Source organism: Kitasatospora sp. GAS1066B, assembly GCF_041262605.1.
Classification (GTDB): domain Bacteria; phylum Actinomycetota; class Actinomycetes; order Streptomycetales; family Streptomycetaceae; genus Kitasatospora.
In genome coordinates this window covers 14,778-33,806 of the sequence record NZ_JBGCCO010000039.1, presented here as the reverse complement: position 1 = coordinate 33,806, position 19,029 = coordinate 14,778, and the positions used below count along the sequence as shown (strand labels likewise).

The window sequence follows — 19,029 nt, the reverse complement described above, 5'->3', positions numbered from 1 at the left end:
AGTCTGATCATCATGAGCAACCCGAGCGAGGAACTGCTTGACGTGGTCGACACGCAGGACCGGGTGATCCGGGTCGCCCCGCGCGGTGAGGTCTACCGGGACCGGCTGACCCACCGCTGCGTGATGATCCTGGTCCGCGACGCCGAAGGGCGGATCTTCACCCACCGCCGCTCGCCCGAGAAGCTCTTCGCCCCCGGCGCCTACGACGTCTTCGTCGGCGGCGTGGTCGGCACCGGCGAGAGCTACGCCGAGGCCGCCGTCCGGGAGGCCGAGGAGGAGCTCGGGGTCAGCGGCATCAGCACCGAGCCGCTGTTCCGCTTCCTCTTCGAGGAGACGGACTACTCCTGGTTCTGCGACGTGCACCAGGCCCGCTGGACCGGCCCGGTGCAGCCGCAGGCGGCCGAGATCGACTGGCACGGCTGGCTCACCGAGGCCGAGATCGCCGACCGACTGGCCGACGACCGCTGGCCGTTCGTGCCGGACGGCCGCGAGGCCTACCGGCGCTACCTGTTGCTGCCCTGAACCTGCGGCTGCTCGCCCTCCTCCTCGGTGGCCTCCCACTCCGGGTGCTCGCGCACGGCCCAGAGCCGGTCCACCCACCCGGTGCGCATGCCGCGCCGGGCCTCGGGGTCGCCCAGCGCCATGTAGAGGTGGCCGGCGATCACGATGCCGATGGCGAGCGCCAGCCAGTCGTGCACGAAGGTCGCCCCGGTGCGCCAGACCAGCGGCGCGAGGTGGGTGAACCACATCAGCAGCCCGGTGCCGAGCATCACCAGGACGGCGCCCGCGATCCAGCCCGCGAAGAGTTTCTGCCCGGCGTTGAACTTGCCCGCCCGGCGGCGGAACGAGCGCCGCAGCGCCGCCTTCAGCCAGGCCCGGTCGTAGGGCAGGAAGCGGTTCAGCCGGCCCAGGTCCCGGCGCAGCGCCCGCGAGGCGAGGCCGAGCAGCAGCGGCACCGGCAGCAGCAGGCCCGACCACTCGTGCACCACCACCAGCAACCGGCGGCGGCCCACCAGTTCGGCCAGCTGCGGCAGGTAGAGGCAGGCGGCGGTGACGATGCAGACCATCATCAGCGTCGCGGTGCAGCGGTGCACCCAGCGCTCGGCGCGGGTGAACCGCAGCAGCCGGGTGCCGGCCGCGGCCGCGTCAGCTGGTCGGGGCATCGTCGCGCCCGTTGGACTTGCCGACCCAGGCGTCGACGTCATAGCCGTAGTTCTCCCAGTAACCGGACTCGACGGCGGGCGTCACGCTGATCCCGGAGAGCCACTTGGCGGACTTGTAGAAGTACATCGGCGCCACGTAGAGCCGCACCGGGCCGCCGTGGTCGTGGGTCACCGGCTTGTCCTGCATCTTCAGCGCCACCAGCACGTCGTCACGGCGCGCCTGGTCGAGCGTGAGGCTCTCGGTGTAGCTGCCGTCGAAGCAGGTGAAGTGCACAGCGCTGCCGCCCTGCCGCACCCCGGCCGCCTCCAGCAGGTCGGCGAGCCGGACGCCCTCGAACGGCGTCTTGGGCACCCGCCAGCCGGTCACGCACTGCACGTCGTGCACGATCCGGACCTGCGGCATCGCCTGCAGGTCCGCCAGCGTGTAGCTGGCCGGGCGGTCGACCAGGCCGTCGACGGTCAGCCGGTAGTCGGCCGCCGACTTGGCCGACACCGGGCCGGTCACCGAGTAGTACTCGAAACCGCCGCTGTCGGGGAGCAGGGCGGTCAGCCCGGTCGGGTCCTTCGCCGCGATGCCGGAGAGCACGGAGTTGACCGCCTGCGAGAGCACGGGCCCGGCGGCGACGCCGGCGGCGCCCAGACCGAGCATCCCGAGCAGCACGCGTCGACCGACCGGTGTGCCGCGGGGCGGAGCGTTGTCGTTCACGGGACCAGTGTCCTCGCCGCCACCGGTTCGCCGACAGGGGTCCGGCCCCGACGTCAGACTTTCGTCATCTCGGGAGCCCGGCCCGCGGCCGGCTGGATAGGGTGACGCCCATGTCCCCGTCCTCCGCGAAGTCCGCCGCCGCGCCCGGCACGCCCAGCACGGCCAAGGGCCGGCCACGGCGGCGGCTGAGCGTCGACGAGCGGCGCGAACAGTTGATCGCCGTCGCGCTGGAGCTGTTCAGCGCGCGGCCGCCGGAGGACGTGTCGATCGACGACATCGCGGCGGCGGCCGGCGCCTCGCGGCCGCTGGTCTACCACTACTTCCCGGGCAAGCAGGCGATCTACGAGGAGTCGCTGCGCCGGGCCGGCCAGGAGCTGGCCGGGCGCTTCGAGGAGCCCGCCGTCGGCCCGCTCTCCGAGCGGCTGGCCCGGGTGATGGCGCGCTACCTCGACTTCGTGGCCGAGCACGGCCCCGGCTTCGCCGCCCTGCTGCGCGGCGGCTCGGTGGCGGCCAGCCCGGGGACCACCGCGGTGATCGACGAGGTGCGGCGGGCCGCGCACGACCAGATCCTCTCCCACCTGGCACTGCCCGACCCGAGCCCGGCCCTGCGGCTGACGGTTCGGGCCTGGATCGCCAACGCCGAGATCAGCTCGCTGGCCTGGCTCGCCGATCGGCAGCAGCCGCCGCGCGAGCAGGTCCAGCTGCGCCTGGTCCAGGACTTCGTGGCAGCGCTGGTGGTGACCGCCGCTCGCGAGCCGGAGCTGGCCGCGGTGCTGCCGGAGTATCTCGCCGACGAGCGCCCGGACACCCCGACCGGCACCCTGGTCCACTCCCTCGCCGGCCTGCTCGCCGTCCCCGGCCTGGCCGAGGCACTGGGCGCCCTGGTCACGGGGGTGGAGCCGGTCTGATACAACAGCGGAGCGGACATATCAGCACAGCGGCATCAACGCGGCCGCATCGGCGCAGCCGCATCGGCACATCATGGAACGATCGAACGGGGGCTGCGGAGCATGACGCAGGACGGCCAGGGGGGCCTCACCGGGGCGGCGGTGGCGGCGGCCGCCGAGCGGATCTCCGCTTCACTCGACTCGCTCGCCGAAGCGCTGCTCGGCTCCGCCGTCACCCGGCACTCGCCCGACGCGCTGTTCAGCGGCCCGCCGGTGCCCGGCGGCCCCGCGCTCTTCGACATCTGGTTGACCCGCACCGGGCCCGGCCGGCTGGCCCGCCCGGGTCACGGCACGCTGGTCTCCTGCACCCCGCCGGCACCGGCCGCCGCCAGTGCCGGAACCATCGAGCAGCTGATGGCCCGTTACGGCCGGGCGGCCGTCCGTGGCGTGCCCTACGCCCAACACGCGGCCGCCTTCCAGCTCCCGGTCAGTGCCGAGCCCTCGGCCGCCCGGCTGCGCCCCGCCTTCGCCGCACCGCTGGCCGAACTCGCCGCCGGGCGGCAGACCCTGGCGCCCGCCGAACTGCCCACCGGCAGCGGGGTGGAGGTCCGGTTCACCGTGCCGCCGGCCTTCCACGCGCTGACCGTGCGCGGTGCTGACGAGGCGTCGGCCGAGCAACTCGGCGAGGTGGCGGAGGAGCTGTTCGCCGCCGCCGGCGCGCAGGACCGCCGGGACTGGGCGGTGCTGAACGCCGCCCTGCTGGACGACAGCACGGCGGCCGGCGTCCGGTTCGCCGCCGTGGCGGCGGTGGAGCTCGACGGACGGCCGAGCAACGCCTCGCTGGTCGTCGCGGTGCACCAGGACCGCACGCCGATCGCCGAACTCGCCGCCGAGCTGGCCACCTCGCGCCCGCAGGCCGAGGTGTGGACGGTGATCCTGCCGTCCGGCCCGGCCGTGGTACTGGTCCAGGGCCGCACCGGCGCGGTCCCGGCCACGCTCGCCGAGGACGGCACCCGACGCTGGGTGATCTCCTCGGTGGTGCAGGCCTTCCTGCCGTTGCCGGACGGCGCCTCGCTGCTGAGCGTGCAGCTGGGCACGGCGCACGGCGAGGACTGGGAGCTGTACGCGACGGTCTTCGCGGAGCTGCTGCGGAGCGTGGAGTTGGGCTGGGACGGCGTGGTCGCACCGGTGGGCGCCGCACCGACGATGACGTCCGTCGTGCCCGCGCCCCCCGCACCCTTGGTGGCCCCGGTGGCCCCGGTGGCTCAAGTGGCCCCGGCTGCCCCGCCGGTGGCACCAGCTGCCCCGCCGGTGGCACTGCCCGCACCCCCGGTGGCCGCGCCGCTCCCGGTGCCGCCCCCGCCGCCGATGCCGCCCACTCCCCCGGTCACCCCGCCCGCGCCGGTCCAGGCACCCGCACCGGTCCAGGCACCCGCGCCCGCCGCTGTCCCCGCGCCCGCGCCTACGGCTGAGCCCGCGAAGGGCAAGGGCACCCCGGTCAACGTGCCACCGCCGGACTTCAACCCCTTCGCCCCGCAGACGGAGCCGACCCCGGCCCCGGCCGCCACCTCGGCCCCATCCCCGACCCCCGTCGCCGCTCCCGAACCCGAACCGGCCGCCGCCCCCGCACAGGTGCTCGACCCGTTCGGCACGGTGATGAAGAATCAGCCCCTCGACCCCTTCGGCACCGTCACCCGCGCCACCATGGCCGACACCGCGCCGCCGCCCCCGGCGACCCCGCCGGCCGCGCCCAGCGCGCCCGCCACCGCGCCGAAGGGCAAGGGCACCCCCGTCAACGTGCCTCCCGCGGACTTCAACCCCTTCGCCCCGCAGGCGGACCCGGCCCCGGCCCCCGCCGCCGAAGCGGCGGCCGAGGAAGCGGCACCCGCAGGCGGCAAGGGCACCCCGGTCAACGTCCCGCCCCCGGACTTCGACCCGTTCGCCCCGGCCAACGCCGTCCCGGCAGCGCCCCCCGCCAGCGCGCCGAGCGCGCCCGCCGCGCCCGCCAAGCCCGATCCGTTCTCCTGATCCGCGGCTGCTGATCCGCCTCGCCTGATCTGCTGGGCGGTCAGCACCCGACCCGGTCGGCCGCCGCCGAGCGCAACCCGTCCAGCACCAGCTCGGTGGCGGGCAGCGGCAGGTGCTCGCGCAGCACGTAGGCGCAGACCTGACGGCGGACGTGCGGCTCCAGGGCCCGCCCGGTCACCTTGCGGTGGTTGAGGAAGGAGAGCACCAGCGAGGGGGCCACCGCGATGCCGACCCCGGCGGCCACCAGGCTCTGCAGCGCGAGGTTGTCGTCGGTGGTGAAGACGATGTCCGGGTCGAAGCCCTCCTCCGCGCAGATCTGCAGGAAGTTGGCCCGGCAGCGCGCGCAGCCGGCGATCCAGCGGGCCTGGGCCAGCTCGGCCAGCCGCACCGCGTGCCGGCGGGCCAGCGGGTGGCCGACCGGCAGCAGCACCGTCAGCAGATCCTCCATCAGCCGGATCTCCACCAGTTCGGCGGGCAGTTCGGCGCGCATCCCCGGGTAGCTGAAGGAGAGCGCGATGTCGCACTCGCCGGCCAGCAGCTTCTGCACCGACTCGGGCGGCTCGGCCTCCAGCAGCTCGACCCGCACGCCGGGGTGCTCGGCCAGCAGCGCGGCCATCGCCTCGGGGATCAGCGTGGCGTTGGCGCTGGGGAAGGCGCAGACCCGCACCCGGCCCGCCCGCAGCCGGGCCAGCGCCTGGAGTTGCTGCTGGGCGGCACCGAGGTTGCCGAGGATCACTCCGGCGTGCCGAGCCAGCGTCTCGCCCGCTTCGGTGAGCCGCATCCGGCGTCCGTCCCGGGTGAAGAGCGGGACGCCGGTCTCGCGCTCAAGGGCACGGATCTGCTGGGTGACGGCCGGCTGGGTGTAGCCGAGGGAGCGTGCGGCCGCGGTGAACGAGCCGGTGCTGACCACCTCGTGAAAGGTCCGGATGTGTCGGGAATCCAGCATCCGAGAATCATAAGCAGGATTTGTGGAAGGCCGTCCTACCCGTAGCTGGGGTGATCACTTCCCGCCACTCCCCCTGCGGACCGAGCAAGCCCGCCGCGGTCGCGCTACCGGCTCTCGCGCCGGCCCTTGAGGAGGTAGCCCAGCACGGCGCCGATCAGCAGCGTGGCGGCGAGCGCGATCCACAGCGGCGCCTCCACGGTGAAGACCCAGAACTGGATCTTGACGTTGTTGAGGTTCGCCAGCAGGAACCAGAGCGCGAGCGCGGCCACCACCACACCGACGATCAGCCGGGTGGGGATGCCGGCGATCTCGCTCTGCTTCGCCTTCTGGCCGGCGAACGGGCGCTCCGAGTTCCTGGTCACACCGGCAGTCTGCGCGCTGATCCGCCATCGAACGCCGCGATCCGCCGTCGACTGCCCCGGACGGAGTACGCGCTGTCCGCCGGGTGGGTGGCCGAACAGGAAATCGGCAAGGGATCCTGGATCACGGGAACACCGGTGACCCACCGTTGGTTGACCCACCGGCAGAACAGGACAAATCGAAGGGCACACCACAGCTCGTGAGCACCATCCCCACGATCACTCTGAACAACGGCGTCGCGATCCCGCAGCTCGGCTTCGGCGTCTGGCAGGTGCCGGAGGCCGAGGCGGCCGCCGCCGTCCGCACCGCCATCGAGACCGGCTACCGCAGCATCGACACCGCCGCCATCTACGAGAACGAGGCCGGTACCGGCCTCGGCATCCGGCAGGCCGGCGTGCCGCGTGACGAACTGTTCATCACCACCAAGCTGTGGAACAGCGGCACGCGCGACTGGTCGGGCCAGGCTGGCCGGGACGCCGTGCTGATCGAGTTCGAGGCCTCGCTGGAGAAGCTCGGCCTGGAGTACCTCGACCTCTACCTGATCCACTGGCCGCGCCCGATGCACGGCAGCTACGCCAACGTCTGGCAGGCCATGACGGAGCTGCTCGACTCCGGCCGGGTCAAGGCGGTGGGTGTTTCCAACTTCGGCCAGGCGGAGCTGACTCACCTCTTCGAGACCAGCTCGCTGGTCCCGGCGCTCAACCAGGTCGAGCTGCACCCGCACTTCCCGCAGCGGGAGCTGCGCGCCTTCCACGCCGAGCACGGCATCGCCACCGAGGCGTGGAGCCCGCTGGGCCAGGGCAAGGAGCTGCTCGGCGATCCGGTGCTGGCCAAGGTCGCGGCCAAGCACGGGCGCACCGTCGCCCAGGTGGTGCTCCGCTGGCACCTGCAGAGCGGCATCGTCGCGATCCCGAAGTCGGTCACCCCGTCCCGGATCGCGGAGAACTTCGCGGTGACCGGCTTCGAACTGGATGCCGAGGATCTCGCCGCGATCGCCACTATCGAGACCGGGCAGCGGCTCGGCCCCGACCCGGCCCACTTCGACTGGAGCTGAGTCAATTCGTGACCGACCAACTGTCGGCTCCCGCCGGGTGGCGGGAGCCGACAGTTATGTCGGACACGTGGGAATTCCCAGCGAATTGCCAGGAATTTCGTGGCGAATCGTTACGCCACCGGTGCGAGTCGAGCCGCCTTCGCCAGCAGGATCAGCGCCTGCTGGTGCTCGGCCGGCTCCAACGGTTCGAGCAGCAACTCCTCCACCCTGCCCACACCGGCGGCGGCGCTGTGCAGCAGCTCCTGGCCGGTGGGTGAGAGCGAGAGCAGGTTGCGCCGCCCGTCCGACGGGTCCCGGCGACGCAGCACCAGACCCCGCCTGACCAGCCGCGAAACCATCTCGGCCATCGTCGCCTTGTCCAGCGAGGCCAGCTCACCGACGGTCCGCTGATCGGCCCCCGGCTCGCTCTCCAAGGCGTCGAGCACGGCGAACTGAGGAGCCGTCAACTCCGTGCCGACGTGCTCGGCCCAGAGCTTGGTATGGACCTGCTGACCGACCCTGATCAGGTAGCCGACCGCTCGCTGGGCATCCAGCAGCGGGCGACTGTCGCTCAGCGCGGCCACCGCGGCCGGCTCCAACTTGGCTATCTTGGCGAGGACTCGGATCAGTTCGAGTTGCTCGTCGCCGGTCAGCGGCTCGAACAGGGTGCGCTGGACGCGCACCACACCGCCGGTGGCCTCACGGACCGCCTGGGCTCCGTTCTGCGAGAGCGCGAGCAGTTTGCGCCGGCCGTCCGCCGGATCGCGTCGGCGCAGCACCAGGCCACGCCGTACCAGCCGAGCGACCATCTCGGCCATCGTCGCCTTGTCCAGTGAGGCTCGTTCGCCCACCGTGCGCTGGTCAGCGCCTGGTTCGAGAGCGAGTGCGAGCAGCACGGCGAACTGAGGGGCCGTCAATTCGGCCCCTACGTGTTCGGACCACAGCCGGGTGTGCACCTGCTGGGCCACGCGGATGAGGTGACCGGGCGACTGCTGAAGTCGTCCGGGCACGCGGGTCGTCGGGATCTCCCCCAGCACCATGAATCCGTCCTGATGTCACACCCGGCGCGCTGTGGGACGCCCGGGCGGGGCAGTAGCGGCGTGCTGGCCTCCCCCGGCCCGAATCGAGAACCAACCGCAGTGATTTCGACCCGAATCGAGGGGAGCTCCGCCGTGCAGCCGACGGCTGCTGGCGCACACTATACAAACGGAGCCCGTGTTGCGGCAGGCAGGGGCAGATAGTAGACGGAGTTCATCGCAGTTGTGGTATTTCGTCCCGCGCCGCCGAGTTGAGCGGCTGCCCGGACGGCACCCTGGCCCCCTCAACTACTCGCCGGTAGGGTATTCGCGCAGCGCTCTCAGCACCATTTTTCGTTGAACCGAGAGAGACGAGTAAGAGGTATGACCGAGCAGAGCAGCACGACCAGGGTCGCGATCGTCACCGGCGCCGCGCGGGGCATCGGCGCCGCCACGGCGCAGCGGCTGGCGGCCGACGGCTATGCCGTCGCCGTGGTCGACCTGGAGGAGTCGGCCGGCAAGGAGACCGTCGAGAAGATCACCGCGGCCGGCGGCCGGGCGCTCGCGGTGGGCGCCGACGTCTCCGACGAGGCCCAGGTCCAGGCCGCCGTGGACCGGATCGCCGCCGAGCTAGGCACCCCCGTGGTGCTGGTCAACAACGCCGGGGTGCTCCGCGACAACCTGCTCTTCAAGATGTCGGCGGCCGACTGGGACACCGTCATGAACGTGCACCTGCGGGGCGCCTTCCTGATGACCCGCGCGGTGCAGAAGCACATGGTGGACGCCGGTTTCGGGCGGATCGTCAACCTCTCCTCCTCCTCGGCCCAGGGCAACCGCGGCCAGGCCAACTACTCGGCCGCCAAAGCGGGCCTGCAGGGCTTCACCAAGACCCTGGCGATCGAGCTCGGCAAGTTCGGCATCACCGCCAACGCGGTGGCCCCCGGGTTCATCGCCACCGACATGACCGCCGCCACCGCCGCCCGGGTCGGCATGGAGTTCGAGGCCTTCAAGCAGGCCGCGGCCACCCAGATCCCGGTCCAGCGGGTGGGCGTCCCCGAGGACATCGCGCACACCATCTCGTTCCTCGCCAGTGCGGGCGCGGGCTTCGTCAGTGGCCAGGTGATTTACGTAGCCGGCGGACCGCTCGACTAGTCATTCCTGCGTAGCGAGCCTGGTCACCACGTCCGTGCGGTGACCAGGCTCGCTACGCTTCTCAGCGAGGGCGTCAACCGCGCGGTGCCCGTCAGCTGAACCCGCAGATCCTCGATGGTCAGGCCGACCGGCCGGACCAGCAGTTCGCGGGCGCCCACGGCCAGTTGGGTCCGCAGGGCGGCCGTCACCCGCTCCTCGGTGTCGGCGATCGGCAGCTGGACGGTCTCGACCGGACGGCCCGACCGCCTTCGGCGGCGTCGGTGCGCAGGACGGTGACGAAGAGCGCGGGGTTCACCGCCTCGGCCGGACGCCGAGGCCGGGCGCGTAGTCGCCGGCCCGCAGCGGGTACGGCAGCCGGCCGTCGTAGTACCGATCGGGCCACCGCCGGACTCATGAGCCGCAGTTGACGCGCCGACCGGCTGACGGGGCTGGAACGGGGGTCGCTAGTACTGCCGCAGCGCCCGCAGCCGGGCTGCCTCCGCGACCATGGCGGCCCGCTCCGCCCGGCGCGCCTTGCGGGCCTGGTCCGCGCCGACCGGCTCGACCACGTGGAAACAGGCCCCGCAGACGTAGCCGCCCTCCGGCCCCTCGGAGACCGGGGTCCCGCAGTGCGCGCAGTACCGGGAGTAGGTGACGGTGGCGACCATGACGACCTCTCGCATCGGTTACGAAGGGTAGGTACACGGTAGCCGCTTGCTTCAGCGGCAGAAAGAGCGAACTGATGCTCGATCAGACCTCGGCGGGACGGCTCCCCGCGATCGACCCGGTACCGTCGCAGGTCCGGCAGGGTTCCTCGCGATAGGCCTGCTTGCTGCCGTCGGCCGAAACCCGGTACCGGGTGTAGGTGCCGGTTCCGCTGCACAGGAAGCAGTTGCCACCACCGTCCCGCTCGGTGGTGCCGGTGCCCTTGCAGGTCCGGCACTGCAGGCCGGCCAGTCGCCCGGTGCCGGTGCAGATGGTGCACACCGCGATGCTCACGCCGGTCCCTCCGTTCCTCGTGCTCCCGCCAGGGGGCCGAATGCCTCGTTCGCCGAGCCTACCGCCGGAATATCCTGGAACCGTCCGGGTAGCCCGATCCGGACGGAGGTGAGCCGCCATGCGCTATGCCACCACCCCGCGCCGCTGGCGCAGCGGGACCGAACCTCGCTACGCCCGCAGCGACCTCAAGCTGCGCTTCCTGCTCTCGGTGATCTTCACACCGATCTTCGCGCTGATGACCGCCGCCTTCGCGGTCTTCGCCGCACTGGCGAAGCCGACCAGCGCGCCCTCGCAGGGCAGCCTGATCGGCTTCGCGGCGGTCTGCTTCGCGCTCACCGTCTTCGCCACGATCGACCTCTACGTGGTCATCCGGCGGCGCCGGGTCGAGCTGTAGCGCCGGTCGAGCTGTAGCGCCGGGTCACCGGCTGCCCACGGCCTGCTTCACCAGCGTCCTGCCGAAGTCCCACATCAGGCCGCTGCCCCGGTGCGCGTCGTCCATCACCTCGCTGAACGCGTCCACGAACCGGTCCACCTCACGCTCGGTGATGATCAGCGGCGGGATCAGCTTGATCACCTCCAGGTGATCGCCGGAGACCTGGGTCAGGATCCGGTGCCGCTGCAGCAGCGGCACCACCACCATCTGCGCGAAGAGCCCCTTGCGCGCGGCCTGCAGCGCGGTCCAGCCGGTGCGCAGCTTGAGCGAGCGGGGCCGGCCGAACTCGATGCCGATCATCAGACCGCGGCCACGCACCTCGGCGAGCAGCTCGTACTTCTCGGTCAGCGCGGCCAGCCGGTCGCGGAACAGGTCTCCGACCCGGCGGGCGTTCTCCACCACCCGCTCGTCCCGCATCACCTGCAGGGTCGCGAGCCCAGCGGCCATCGCCTGGGCGTTGGAGCCGAAGCTGGCCGAGTGCACCAGCACCCGGTCCATCGAGGAGTAGACCTTCTCGAAGATCCAGCCCTTGCCCAGGGTGGCGCCGATCGGCACGTAGCCGCCCGAGAGCGCCTTGGCCGCGCAGACCAGGTCGGGCTGGACCGCCTCCTCGTCCTGGTAGGCGAAGAAGGCACCGGTGCGCCCGATGCCGGTCTGCACCTCGTCGCAGATCAGCAGCGCCTTGTTCTCGTGCAGCAGCTCCTGGGCGGCACGCAGCCAGCCGGGCGGTGCGGCGTGCACGCCCTTGCCCTGGATCGGCTCGACGATCAGCGCGGCCACGTCGCCCTTGCGCAGCTCGCGCTGGAGCGCGGCGAGGTCGCCCAGCGGGATCGCGGTGTCCGGCAGCAGCGGCCCGAAGCCCTTGCGGAAACCGCCCTCGCCGTTGATCGAGAGCGATCCGGTGGTCAGCCCGTGGAAGGCGTGGTCGCAGTAGAGGATCCGCCCGCGCCCGGTGGCGTAGCGGGCGAACTTGATCGCGGTCTCCACCGCCTCGGTGCCGCTGTTGCCGAAGAAGACCCGGTCCAGGCCCGGCGCCAGGGCCAGCAGTTGCTCGGCCAGCAGGCCGGGCAGCGGCGGGCAGTCGAACCGGGTCAGGTCGGGCAGGTCGAGGTCCATCACCTGCTGGATCGCGTCGCGCACCACCGGGTGGTGGCGGCCGAGCGCGAAGATGCCGAAGCCGGCCAGCATGTCCAGGTACTCGTTGCCCTCGGCGTCGTAGAAGTACGGGCCGGCGGCGCGCTCGTAGGTCTTGTCGAAGCCGATGGTGTGCAGCATCCTCGGCAGTTGCGGGTTGAGGTAGCGGCCGTGCAGCTCGTACCGCTCGCCGCCGCGCTCGGCGAGCAGGGCGGCGAGGTCGAGGGCGCCTTCGGATCGGTCGGCAGGCACGTCGTCAGCTGGCACGGGGTTCGTTCACTCCTCGGTTCGGTAGCAGGTGCTTGGCGAAGGCGGCGGTCTGGGCGGCGATCCCGGTACCGGTCAGGCCGGCCTCCTCCATGATCTCGCCGCGCCCGGCGTGCTGCAGGAACTCCTGCGGAATTCCCAGGTCACGCAGCGGGGTGTCGACATCGGCGTCGCGCATGGCCTGGGCGATCGCCGCGCCCACCCCACCGACCCGACCGTTGTCCTCGACGGTGACCACCAGCCTGTGCTGGGCGGCGAGTTGGACCAGCGCCGGATCGACCGGCTTGACCCAGCGCGGATCGACCACGGTGGTGGCCAGCCCGTCGGCGGTGAGCAGCGCGGCGGCGTCCAGGCAGGCGAAGGCCATCGCGCCGACCGAGACCAGCAGCACGTCCTGCCCGCTGCGCCCGGGCACCTGGGTGCGCTGCAGCACGTCGACGCCGCCCACCTGCTCGACGGCCGGACGGACCGGGGTGACCTCGCCCTTGGGGAAGCGGACCACGGTCGGCGCGTCGGTGACCTCCAGTGCCTCGCGCAGCTGGGCCTTGAGCTGCTCGGCGTCGCGCGGCGCGGCCAGCCGCAGCCCGGGGACCACCTGGAGGATCGACATGTCCCACATGCCGTTGTGCGAGGCGCCGTCATTGCCGGTGACGCCGGCCCGGTCCAGCACGAAGGTGACGCCGAGCCTGTGCAGCGCGACGTCCATCAGCACCTGGTCGAACGCCCGGTTCAGGAAGGTCGCGTAGACCGCGACCACCGGGTGCAGCCCCGCGGTGGCGAGCCCGGCGGCGCTGGCGACGGCGTGCTGCTCGGCGATGCCGACGTCGAAGGTGCGCTTCGGGAAGGCCTTGGCGAACGGCGCCAGGCCCACCGGCTGGAGCATCGCGGCGGTGATCGCCACCACGTCCGGGCGCTGCGCCCCGACGGCCAGCATCTCCTCGCCGAACACCGAGGTCCACGAGGTGCCACCGGCCGGCGAGATCGGCAGGCAGGTGTAGGGGTCCATCGCGCCCACCGCGTGGAAGCGGTCCGCCTCGTCCAGCTCGGCGGGGCGGTAGCCGCGGCCCTTGACGGTCAGGCAGTGCACGATCACCGGGCCGCCGAAGCCACGCGCCTTGCGCAGCGCGGACTCCACCGCGGCGATGTCGTGGCCGTCGATCGGGCCGATGTACTTCAGCCCCAGGTCCTCGAACATGCCCTGCGGTGCGAAGGAGTCCTTGAAGCCCTTCTTGGCGCCGTGCAGCGCCTCGAAGATCGGCTGGCCCACCACCGGGGTGCGCTGCAGCGCCTCCTTGCCCCAGGCCAGGAAGCGCTCGTAGCCCTGGGTGGTGCGCAGCGTGGCCAGGTGGTTGGCCAGGCCCCCGATGGTCTTGGCGTAGGACCGCTCGTTGTCGTTGACCACGATGACCAGCGGCCGGTCGTCGGCCTCGGCGATGTTGTTGAGCGCCTCCCAGGCCAGCCCGCCGGTCAGCGCGCCGTCACCGATCACCGCGACGGTCTGCCGGTCCGCGCGCCCCTGCAACTGGTGCGCCTTGGCGATGCCGTCGGCGTAGCCGAGCACGGTGGAGGCGTGCGAGTTCTCGATCACGTCGTGCTCGGACTCGGCCCTGGACGGATAGCCGGAGAGCCCGCCCTTGGCCCGCAGCCGGCTGAAGTCCTGGCGCCCGGTCAGCAGCTTGTGGACGTACGCCTGGTGCCCGGTGTCGAAGAGGATCCGGTCGCGCGGCGAGTCGAAGACCCGGTGCAGGGCGATGGAGAGCTCGACCACGCCGAGGTTGGGTCCGAGGTGGCCGCCGGTGCGGGAGACAGCCTCGATCAGGAAGTCCCGGATCTCCTGGGCCAGCTGCGGCATCCGGTTGCCCGGCAGGCGCTTCAGATCGGCTGGTCCCTGGATTGAGGACAGGAGTGACATGGCTCCACCTCTACGCTCGGTGATGAAGGACTTGACTGATTGGGCTGATCGGGCGGGACTGACGGGACGTCTGGGTTCAGCCTGCCGCGATCACGGCCGGCACGCCCGCTGGGGCGCCGTCGGCCTGCATCTGCTCGGCGAGCTTGAGGGCCTCCTCGATCAGGGTCTCGACGATCTTCGACTCGGGCACCGTCTTGATCACCTCGCCCTTGACGAAGATCTGGCCCTTGCCGTTGCCCGAGGCCACCCCCAGGTCCGCCTCCCGCGCCTCACCCGGACCGTTCACCACACAACCCATCACCGCGACCCGCAGCGGCACCTCCATGCCCTCCAGGCCCGCCGTGACCTCCTCCGCGAGCTTGTAGACGTCCACCTGGGCCCGACCGCAGGACGGGCAGGAGACGATCTCCAGGCCGCGCTGACGCAGGTTCAGCGACTCCAGGATCTGGATCCCGACCTTGATCTCCTCCACCGGCGGCGCGGAGAGCGAGACCCGGATCGTGTCCCCGATCCCCTCCGCCAGCAGCGCACCGAACGCGACGGCCGACTTGATCGTGCCCTGGAACGCCGGGCCCGCCTCCGTCACACCCAGGTGCAACGGGTAGTCGCACGCCGCCGCGAGCTGCCGGTAGGCGTTGATCATCACGACCGGGTCGTTGTGCTTCACCGAGATCTTGATGTCCCGGAAATCGTGCTCCTCGAAGAGCGAGCACTCCCACAGCGCCGACTCCACCAACGCCTCGGGCGTCGCCTTCCCGTACTTCTCCAGCAGCCGCTTGTCCAGCGAGCCGGCGTTCACGCCGATCCGGATCGGCGTACCGGTCTCCTTCGCCGCCTTCGCGATCTCGCCGACCTTGTCGTCGAACGCCTTGATGTTGCCCGGATTCACCCGCACCGCCGCGCACCCCGCGTCGATCGCCGCGAACACGTACTTCGGCTGGAAGTGGATGTCCGCGATCACCGGGATCTGCGACTTCTTCGCAATGATCGGCAACGCGTCCGCATCGTCCTGCGAGGGCACCGCCACCCGCACGATCTGACAACCCGAAGCGGTCAGCTGCGCGATCTGCTGCAGCGTCGCGTTCACATCCGAGGTCAGCGTGGTGGTCATCGACTGCACCGAGACCGGCGCGTCACCACCCACCGGCACGTTGCCGACCATGATCTGACGCGAGTGACGACGGGTCGCGAGCGGCTTCAGCGGCAGCGATGGGATACCGAGCGAGATCGCGGTCATGACTGTTCGCACATCCTTGCTGTGTTGGTCCTGGTGTCATGGTCGGACCCGACGCGCGCTCCCGCACGCGCGCCGGGCCCCGACCATTCAGCGATTGCCGCTGACGGTCTCCCGCATGGCTCGCAGCGACTCCTTGAGCGAGCCCATGGTGGCCAGCACCGCCGTCGGCTCGTACCCGCAGTGCGCCATGCAGTTCTCGCAGCGCGGGTCCTTGCCACGGCCGTACTTGGACCAGTCGGTCTTCTCGATCAGCTCCCGGTAGGTGGGCACGTACCCGTCGGCCATCAGGTAGCAGGGACGCTGCCAACCGAAGAGCGAGTAGTTCGGGATGCCCCACGCCGTGCACTCGAAGTCGACCTTGCCCTCCAGGAAGTCCAGGAAGAGCGGGCTGTGGTTCAGGCGCCACCGGCGACGGTTGCCACCGGAGAAGGCCTTGCGGAAGAGCTCCCGGGTCTGCTCCACGCCCAGGAAGTGCTCCTGGTCGGGCGCCTTCTCATAGGCGTAGGCCGGGGAGATCATCATCTCCTCGACCTGCAACTCATCATTGAGGAAGTCGAGCACCTCGATGATGGTCTGCGGGGTGTCCGTGTTGAAGAAGGTGCTGTTGGTGGTGACCCGGAAGCCGCGCCGCTTGGCCTCCTTGATCGCGGCGACCGCCTCGTCGAACGTCCCCTCCTTGGCCACCGACTCATCGTGGCGCTCGCGCAGGCCGTCGATGTGCACCGTGAAGGTGAAATACGGCGAAGGAGTGAACTTGTCCAACTTCTTGCGCAACAGCAGCGCATTCGTGCAGAGGAAGACGTACTTCCGCCGTTCGACCAGCTGACGGACGATCTCGTCGATCTGCGGGTGCATCAGCGGCTCACCGCCGGCGATGGAGACCATCGGAGCGCCGGACTCCAGCACGGCACCGACCGCCTGGGCGACCGGCATCCGCTGCTTGAGCACCCCGGCCGGGTGCTGGATCTTGCCGCAGCCCTCACAGGCGAGGTTGCACGCGAAGAGCGGTTCCAGCTCGACGATCAGCGGGAACTTGTCACGGCGCTTGAGCAGCTTCTGCTGCATGAGGTAGGTACTGACCCGCACGGTCTGGCGCAGCGGCATTGCCATGGCTAGCTCGCCTCCTGAGGGAGCGTCGGCAGGGAAGAGTGGGTCGCGAGAGAGAAATCTGACGGCTCCGGTATCGGACACGGGCGCTGGGCGCCGGCACCGACCACGCTCCGGTGCCAGCCGAGCAGGGCGGGCACCAGGGCCCGCAGGGTGCGGTAGGCGCGCAGTCCGCCGGGCAGGGTGCCGGGACGCAGCAGCTCGCGCTCGGGCGTGTCCACCACCACCCGGACCGCCGCCACCGGCAGGCCGGCGGGCAGCGCGTCGAACGCGGCCGCGGACTCCATGTCCACGGCGATCGTGCCGCGGCGGTGCAGCACGCGGCGCTCGTGGCCGCGCACCACGTGGTCGGCGGAGTACAGCGGGCCGGTGCGCACGGGCAGACCCAGGCCGGTCACGGCCTGGGTCAGGACATCGGGCAACTGGGTCGCAGTTGAACATCCCGAAGCGGAGTGCACCCTGTCGGCAACAATCACCTCACCGGGTCTTGTTCCCGGCGCGGCGGCAGCGCAGAATCCGGTCATCAGCACCGCGCTGTACCCCTGGGGGGCGGCCGCCAGCAGGGTGCTGAGGGTCCGCCCGGCCCGCGCCGGGCCCATACCGGTGCGGGCGAGCACCGGTGGACCGCCGAGCGCGTTCGCCCAGTCGCCGCCGCGCAGCGCCCACTCCTCCGGGGCCAGCGCGCACAGGACCAGGAGTGGAGCACTCATGTCAGCCTCCCCAGCGCGGGGTTGCCGTGCAGGTAGCGGCCCAGTGCGGTGACCGGGAAGACCAGCCGGTAGAGGTGGTAGTTGATCGAGAAGTCCCACGGGAACCCGGTCCCGGTGAACTGCGGCTCGTCCCAGTTGCCGTCCGGCTGCTGAGTGGCCGCCAGCCAGCGCACGCCGCGTTCGACGGCCGCGCTGCCCCGCTCCGCCCCGGGGGCGAACCGCCCGCCGGGGCCCTCGCCGGCCGACAGCAGCGCCATCAGCGCCCAGGCGGTCTGCGAGGCGGTGGACTCCCCACGCCCGGACCAGTGCTCCGGGTCCTCGTAGGAGCGCATGTCCTCGCCCCAACCGCCGTCCGGGTTCTGCCGCTCCTCCAGCCAGCGCACCGCGCGGCGGATCGACGGGTCGGACTCGGGCACCCCGGCGGCCACCAGGGCCGGCACCACCGAGCCGGTGCCGTAGATGTAGTTGGTGCCCCAGCGGCCGAACCAGGAGCCCTCGGCCTCCTGGTTGCGCAGCAGCCAGTCGACGCCGCGCCGGGTGCGCGGGTCGTCCGCCTTGCCGACCTCGGCGAGCATCTCCACCACATGGGCGGTCACGTCGGCCGAGGGCGGGTCGACCACCTCGCCGAAGTCGCAGAACGGCAGCTTGTTCGGCAGCGTGCTGGTGTTGTCGACGTCGAAGGCGCCCCAGGCACCGTTCTTGGACTGCATGCCGAGGTTCCACTCGACACCCCGGTGGACCGCGCCGCCCACCAGCTCGGGCTCGGGGTGGCGCACCCGGCGCAGCGCCAGCACCACCTCCGCGGTGTCGTCGATATCGGGGTAGGTGTCGTTGTGGAACTCGAACGCCCAACCGCCGGGCGCGAGCTGGGGACGCTGGACGGACCAGTCGCCCTTGGTGGTGATCTCCTCGCCGAGCATCCAGTCGGTGGCCTTGACCAGCGCCGGATGGTCGCCCGGCAGACCGGCGTCGACCAGCGCGATGGTGGCCAGGCAGGTGTCCCAGACCGGGGACTGGCAGGCCTCCAGCCAGCGCTTGCCGTCCTCGGTGTGCACGGTGAAGCGTTCGAAGGCGGCCAGACCCGCCGTCATGACGGGGTGGTCCAGCTCGTAGCCGAGCAGGTGCAGGGCGATCAGCGAGTAGACGGCGGGCGGCTGGATCCCGCCCCAACAGCCGTCCGCCTCCTGCCGTTCGACGATCCAGCGGCCCGCCTGGGTGAGCGCCAGGCGGCGCAGCGGACGCACCGCGCGCTTGTGGTAGGCGTGCAGGACCAGGTCCAGGCGTTCGAAGAGGCCGTCCCAGCTGGCGGGCGGCGCGAGCGGGCGCAGCGGGAAGGGGTTGGCCGGATCGGTGTGCAACTCGGTCAGGTCGAACGGCGCCGGTCTGACCGGGCGATGGGCCGAGACCACGGTGAGCGGGACGATGGTCTGGCGGGCCCAGCAGCCGAAGGCGTAGATGTTCAGCGGCAGCCACTTGGGCAGGAACATGATCTCCGGAGGCATCTCCGGCAAACGCTCCCACGGCCACCAGCCGAAGAGCGCGAGCCAGATCCGGGTGAAGACTCGGGTCGCCGCCATCCCGCCGTGGGCGCGGACGTACTCGGCGGCGGACCGCATGTGCGGGGCGTCGGGTTCGTCGCCGGCCAGGCGCAGCGCGACATAGGCCTCGACGGTGGTGGAGATCTCCGGGGGGCCGCCGTGGAAGGTCCCCCAGGTGCCGTCCGCGCGCTGCTGCGAGCGGATCCACTCGGCGGTCGCGGCGGTGTGCTCCGCGGTTCTGATACCCAGGAACTGACGGAGTAACAAGTCCTCCGCGTCCATGGTGACGTTGGTCTCCAGGTCCCCCTTCCACCAGCCCTCGGCGTCCTGTAGGGACAGCAGGTGTGCGGTGGCCCGGCGCAGGCTGTCCTCGATCTCCGCGCGTTCCACGGGTGCGTGTGCGGGCGGCTCGCCGATGACCT

Annotated in this window: 20 protein-coding genes; 6 read left to right on the top strand and 14 right to left on the bottom strand. The window is 71.5% G+C overall.

Annotated features, from left to right (window positions below; all coding sequences use genetic code 11):
• The first annotated feature begins 12 nt into the window (after positions 1-12).
• Positions 13-522, top strand: coding sequence for an NUDIX domain-containing protein (locus ABH937_RS32565; RefSeq protein WP_280691904.1), 510 nt, complete (start codon positions 13-15; stop codon positions 520-522).
• On the opposite strand, the gene ABH937_RS32560 is transcribed toward ABH937_RS32565, so the two are convergent.
• Positions 504-1,163: a cytochrome b/b6 domain-containing protein gene (locus ABH937_RS32560; RefSeq protein ID WP_370220273.1), complete on the bottom strand. Its 660-nt coding sequence runs from the start codon at positions 1,161-1,163 to the stop codon at positions 504-506. The genes ABH937_RS32565 and ABH937_RS32560 overlap by 19 nt on opposite strands.
• Entirely contained in the window at positions 1,147-1,812 is a 666-nt protein-coding gene (locus ABH937_RS32555) for a molybdopterin-dependent oxidoreductase (protein ID WP_280691951.1), read from the bottom strand. The genes ABH937_RS32560 and ABH937_RS32555 overlap by 17 nt, the downstream gene beginning before the upstream one ends.
• A gap of 167 nt (positions 1,813-1,979) precedes the next feature.
• On the opposite strand from ABH937_RS32555, the gene ABH937_RS32550 reads away from it, so the two are divergent.
• Both ABH937_RS32550 and ABH937_RS32545 read left to right on the top strand, forming a co-directional pair.
• On the top strand, positions 1,980-2,777 hold the full coding sequence (locus tag ABH937_RS32550; protein WP_370146576.1) for a TetR/AcrR family transcriptional regulator: 798 nt from the start codon (positions 1,980-1,982) through the stop codon (positions 2,775-2,777).
• A 102-nt stretch (positions 2,778-2,879) separates the two neighbouring features.
• Positions 2,880-4,784, top strand: a complete 1,905-nt coding sequence (locus ABH937_RS32545) for a hypothetical protein (RefSeq protein ID WP_370220272.1) — start codon at positions 2,880-2,882, stop codon at positions 4,782-4,784.
• Between the two features lie 40 nt (positions 4,785-4,824).
• Here the strand turns inward: ABH937_RS32545 and ABH937_RS32540 are convergent, their stop codons facing one another.
• Both ABH937_RS32540 and ABH937_RS32535 read right to left on the bottom strand, forming a co-directional pair.
• Positions 4,825-5,730, bottom strand: coding sequence for a LysR family transcriptional regulator (locus tag ABH937_RS32540; RefSeq protein ID WP_370220271.1), 906 nt, complete (start codon positions 5,728-5,730; stop codon positions 4,825-4,827).
• Between the two features lie 104 nt (positions 5,731-5,834).
• Positions 5,835-6,092, bottom strand: coding sequence for a LapA family protein (locus tag ABH937_RS32535; RefSeq protein ID WP_280691900.1), 258 nt, complete (start codon positions 6,090-6,092; stop codon positions 5,835-5,837).
• A gap of 197 nt (positions 6,093-6,289) precedes the next feature.
• Here ABH937_RS32535 and ABH937_RS32530 point away from each other — a divergent pair, with 197 nt between their 5' ends.
• The gene (locus tag ABH937_RS32530; RefSeq protein ID WP_280691899.1) at positions 6,290-7,144 is read left to right on the top strand and encodes an aldo/keto reductase; all 855 of its coding nucleotides are present in this window, start codon (positions 6,290-6,292) and stop codon (positions 7,142-7,144) included.
• Between the two features lie 110 nt (positions 7,145-7,254).
• Here ABH937_RS32530 and ABH937_RS32525 read toward each other — a convergent pair whose 3' ends face one another.
• Complete coding sequence (locus tag ABH937_RS32525) at positions 7,255-8,040, bottom strand: MarR family winged helix-turn-helix transcriptional regulator (protein ID WP_280691898.1); 786 nt, start codon at positions 8,038-8,040, stop codon at positions 7,255-7,257.
• 483 nt (positions 8,041-8,523) lie between these two features.
• On the opposite strand from ABH937_RS32525, the gene fabG reads away from it, so the two are divergent.
• Positions 8,524-9,291, top strand: coding sequence for a 3-oxoacyl-ACP reductase FabG (gene fabG / locus ABH937_RS32520; protein ID WP_280691897.1), 768 nt, complete (start codon positions 8,524-8,526; stop codon positions 9,289-9,291).
• 23 nt (positions 9,292-9,314) lie between these two features.
• On the opposite strand, the gene ABH937_RS32515 is transcribed toward fabG, so the two are convergent.
• From ABH937_RS32515 to ABH937_RS32505, 3 genes are all read right to left on the bottom strand, one after another.
• Positions 9,315-9,479 (bottom strand): hypothetical protein, encoded by a 165-nt coding sequence (locus tag ABH937_RS32515; protein ID WP_370220270.1) that lies wholly within the window; start codon positions 9,477-9,479, stop codon positions 9,315-9,317.
• A 255-nt stretch (positions 9,480-9,734) separates the two neighbouring features.
• Positions 9,735-9,953, bottom strand: a complete 219-nt coding sequence (locus ABH937_RS32510) for a hypothetical protein (protein ID WP_280691895.1) — start codon at positions 9,951-9,953, stop codon at positions 9,735-9,737.
• A 67-nt stretch (positions 9,954-10,020) separates the two neighbouring features.
• A complete protein-coding gene (locus tag ABH937_RS32505) occupies positions 10,021-10,269 on the bottom strand; it encodes a hypothetical protein (protein WP_280691894.1) in 249 nt (82 codons plus the stop codon).
• A 118-nt stretch (positions 10,270-10,387) separates the two neighbouring features.
• Between ABH937_RS32505 and ABH937_RS32500 the strand changes: the two genes are divergently transcribed.
• A complete protein-coding gene (locus ABH937_RS32500) occupies positions 10,388-10,663 on the top strand; it encodes a DUF6343 family protein (RefSeq protein ID WP_370220268.1) in 276 nt (91 codons plus the stop codon).
• Between the two features lie 24 nt (positions 10,664-10,687).
• On the opposite strand, the gene ABH937_RS32495 is transcribed toward ABH937_RS32500, so the two are convergent.
• The 6 genes from ABH937_RS32495 to shc form a co-directional block, all read right to left on the bottom strand.
• Positions 10,688-12,103, bottom strand: a complete 1,416-nt coding sequence (locus ABH937_RS32495) for an aspartate aminotransferase family protein (RefSeq protein WP_370220267.1) — start codon at positions 12,101-12,103, stop codon at positions 10,688-10,690.
• Positions 12,093-14,015: a 1-deoxy-D-xylulose-5-phosphate synthase gene (gene dxs, locus ABH937_RS32490; RefSeq protein WP_370220266.1), complete on the bottom strand. Its 1,923-nt coding sequence runs from the start codon at positions 14,013-14,015 to the stop codon at positions 12,093-12,095. Before dxs ends, ABH937_RS32495 begins: the two co-directional genes overlap by 11 nt.
• Before the next feature lie 76 nt (positions 14,016-14,091).
• Entirely contained in the window at positions 14,092-15,252 is a 1,161-nt protein-coding gene (ispG, locus tag ABH937_RS32485) for a flavodoxin-dependent (E)-4-hydroxy-3-methylbut-2-enyl-diphosphate synthase (RefSeq protein WP_280691890.1), read from the bottom strand.
• A gap of 87 nt (positions 15,253-15,339) precedes the next feature.
• Positions 15,340-16,362 carry an adenosyl-hopene transferase HpnH gene (gene hpnH / locus ABH937_RS32480; protein ID WP_370220265.1) on the bottom strand — a complete coding sequence of 341 codons (1,023 nt, stop codon included), beginning with the start codon at positions 16,360-16,362 and terminating at the stop codon, positions 15,340-15,342.
• Positions 16,363-16,364: 2 nt separating this feature from the next.
• Positions 16,365-17,069, bottom strand: coding sequence for a 1-hydroxy-2-methyl-2-butenyl 4-diphosphate reductase (locus tag ABH937_RS32475; RefSeq protein ID WP_370220264.1), 705 nt, complete (start codon positions 17,067-17,069; stop codon positions 16,365-16,367).
• Entirely contained in the window at positions 17,066-19,024 is a 1,959-nt protein-coding gene (gene shc, locus ABH937_RS32470) for a squalene--hopene cyclase (RefSeq protein WP_370220299.1), read from the bottom strand. The genes ABH937_RS32475 and shc overlap by 4 nt, the downstream gene beginning before the upstream one ends.
• Between the last annotated feature and the right edge of the window lie 5 nt (positions 19,025-19,029).

Coding starts and splice junctions, on each gene's coding strand:
- ABH937_RS32565 (WP_280691904.1), top strand. CDS start 13: ATGAGCAACCCGAGCGAGGAACTGCTTGACGTGGTCGACACGCAGGAC.
- ABH937_RS32560 (WP_370220273.1), bottom strand. CDS start 1,163: ATGCCCCGACCAGCTGACGCGGCCGCGGCCGGCACCCGGCTGCTGCGG.
- ABH937_RS32555 (WP_280691951.1), bottom strand. CDS start 1,812: ATGCTCGGTCTGGGCGCCGCCGGCGTCGCCGCCGGGCCCGTGCTCTCG.
- ABH937_RS32550 (WP_370146576.1), top strand. CDS start 1,980: ATGTCCCCGTCCTCCGCGAAGTCCGCCGCCGCGCCCGGCACGCCCAGC.
- ABH937_RS32545 (WP_370220272.1), top strand. CDS start 2,880: ATGACGCAGGACGGCCAGGGGGGCCTCACCGGGGCGGCGGTGGCGGCG.
- ABH937_RS32540 (WP_370220271.1), bottom strand. CDS start 5,730: ATGCTGGATTCCCGACACATCCGGACCTTTCACGAGGTGGTCAGCACC.
- fabG (WP_280691897.1), top strand. CDS start 8,524: ATGACCGAGCAGAGCAGCACGACCAGGGTCGCGATCGTCACCGGCGCC.
- ABH937_RS32510 (WP_280691895.1), bottom strand. CDS start 9,953: ATGCGAGAGGTCGTCATGGTCGCCACCGTCACCTACTCCCGGTACTGC.
- ABH937_RS32500 (WP_370220268.1), top strand. CDS start 10,388: ATGCGCTATGCCACCACCCCGCGCCGCTGGCGCAGCGGGACCGAACCT.
- dxs (WP_370220266.1), bottom strand. CDS start 14,015: ATGTCACTCCTGTCCTCAATCCAGGGACCAGCCGATCTGAAGCGCCTG.
- ispG (WP_280691890.1), bottom strand. CDS start 15,252: ATGACCGCGATCTCGCTCGGTATCCCATCGCTGCCGCTGAAGCCGCTC.
- hpnH (WP_370220265.1), bottom strand. CDS start 16,362: ATGGCAATGCCGCTGCGCCAGACCGTGCGGGTCAGTACCTACCTCATG.
- ABH937_RS32475 (WP_370220264.1), bottom strand. CDS start 17,069: ATGAGTGCTCCACTCCTGGTCCTGTGCGCGCTGGCCCCGGAGGAGTGG.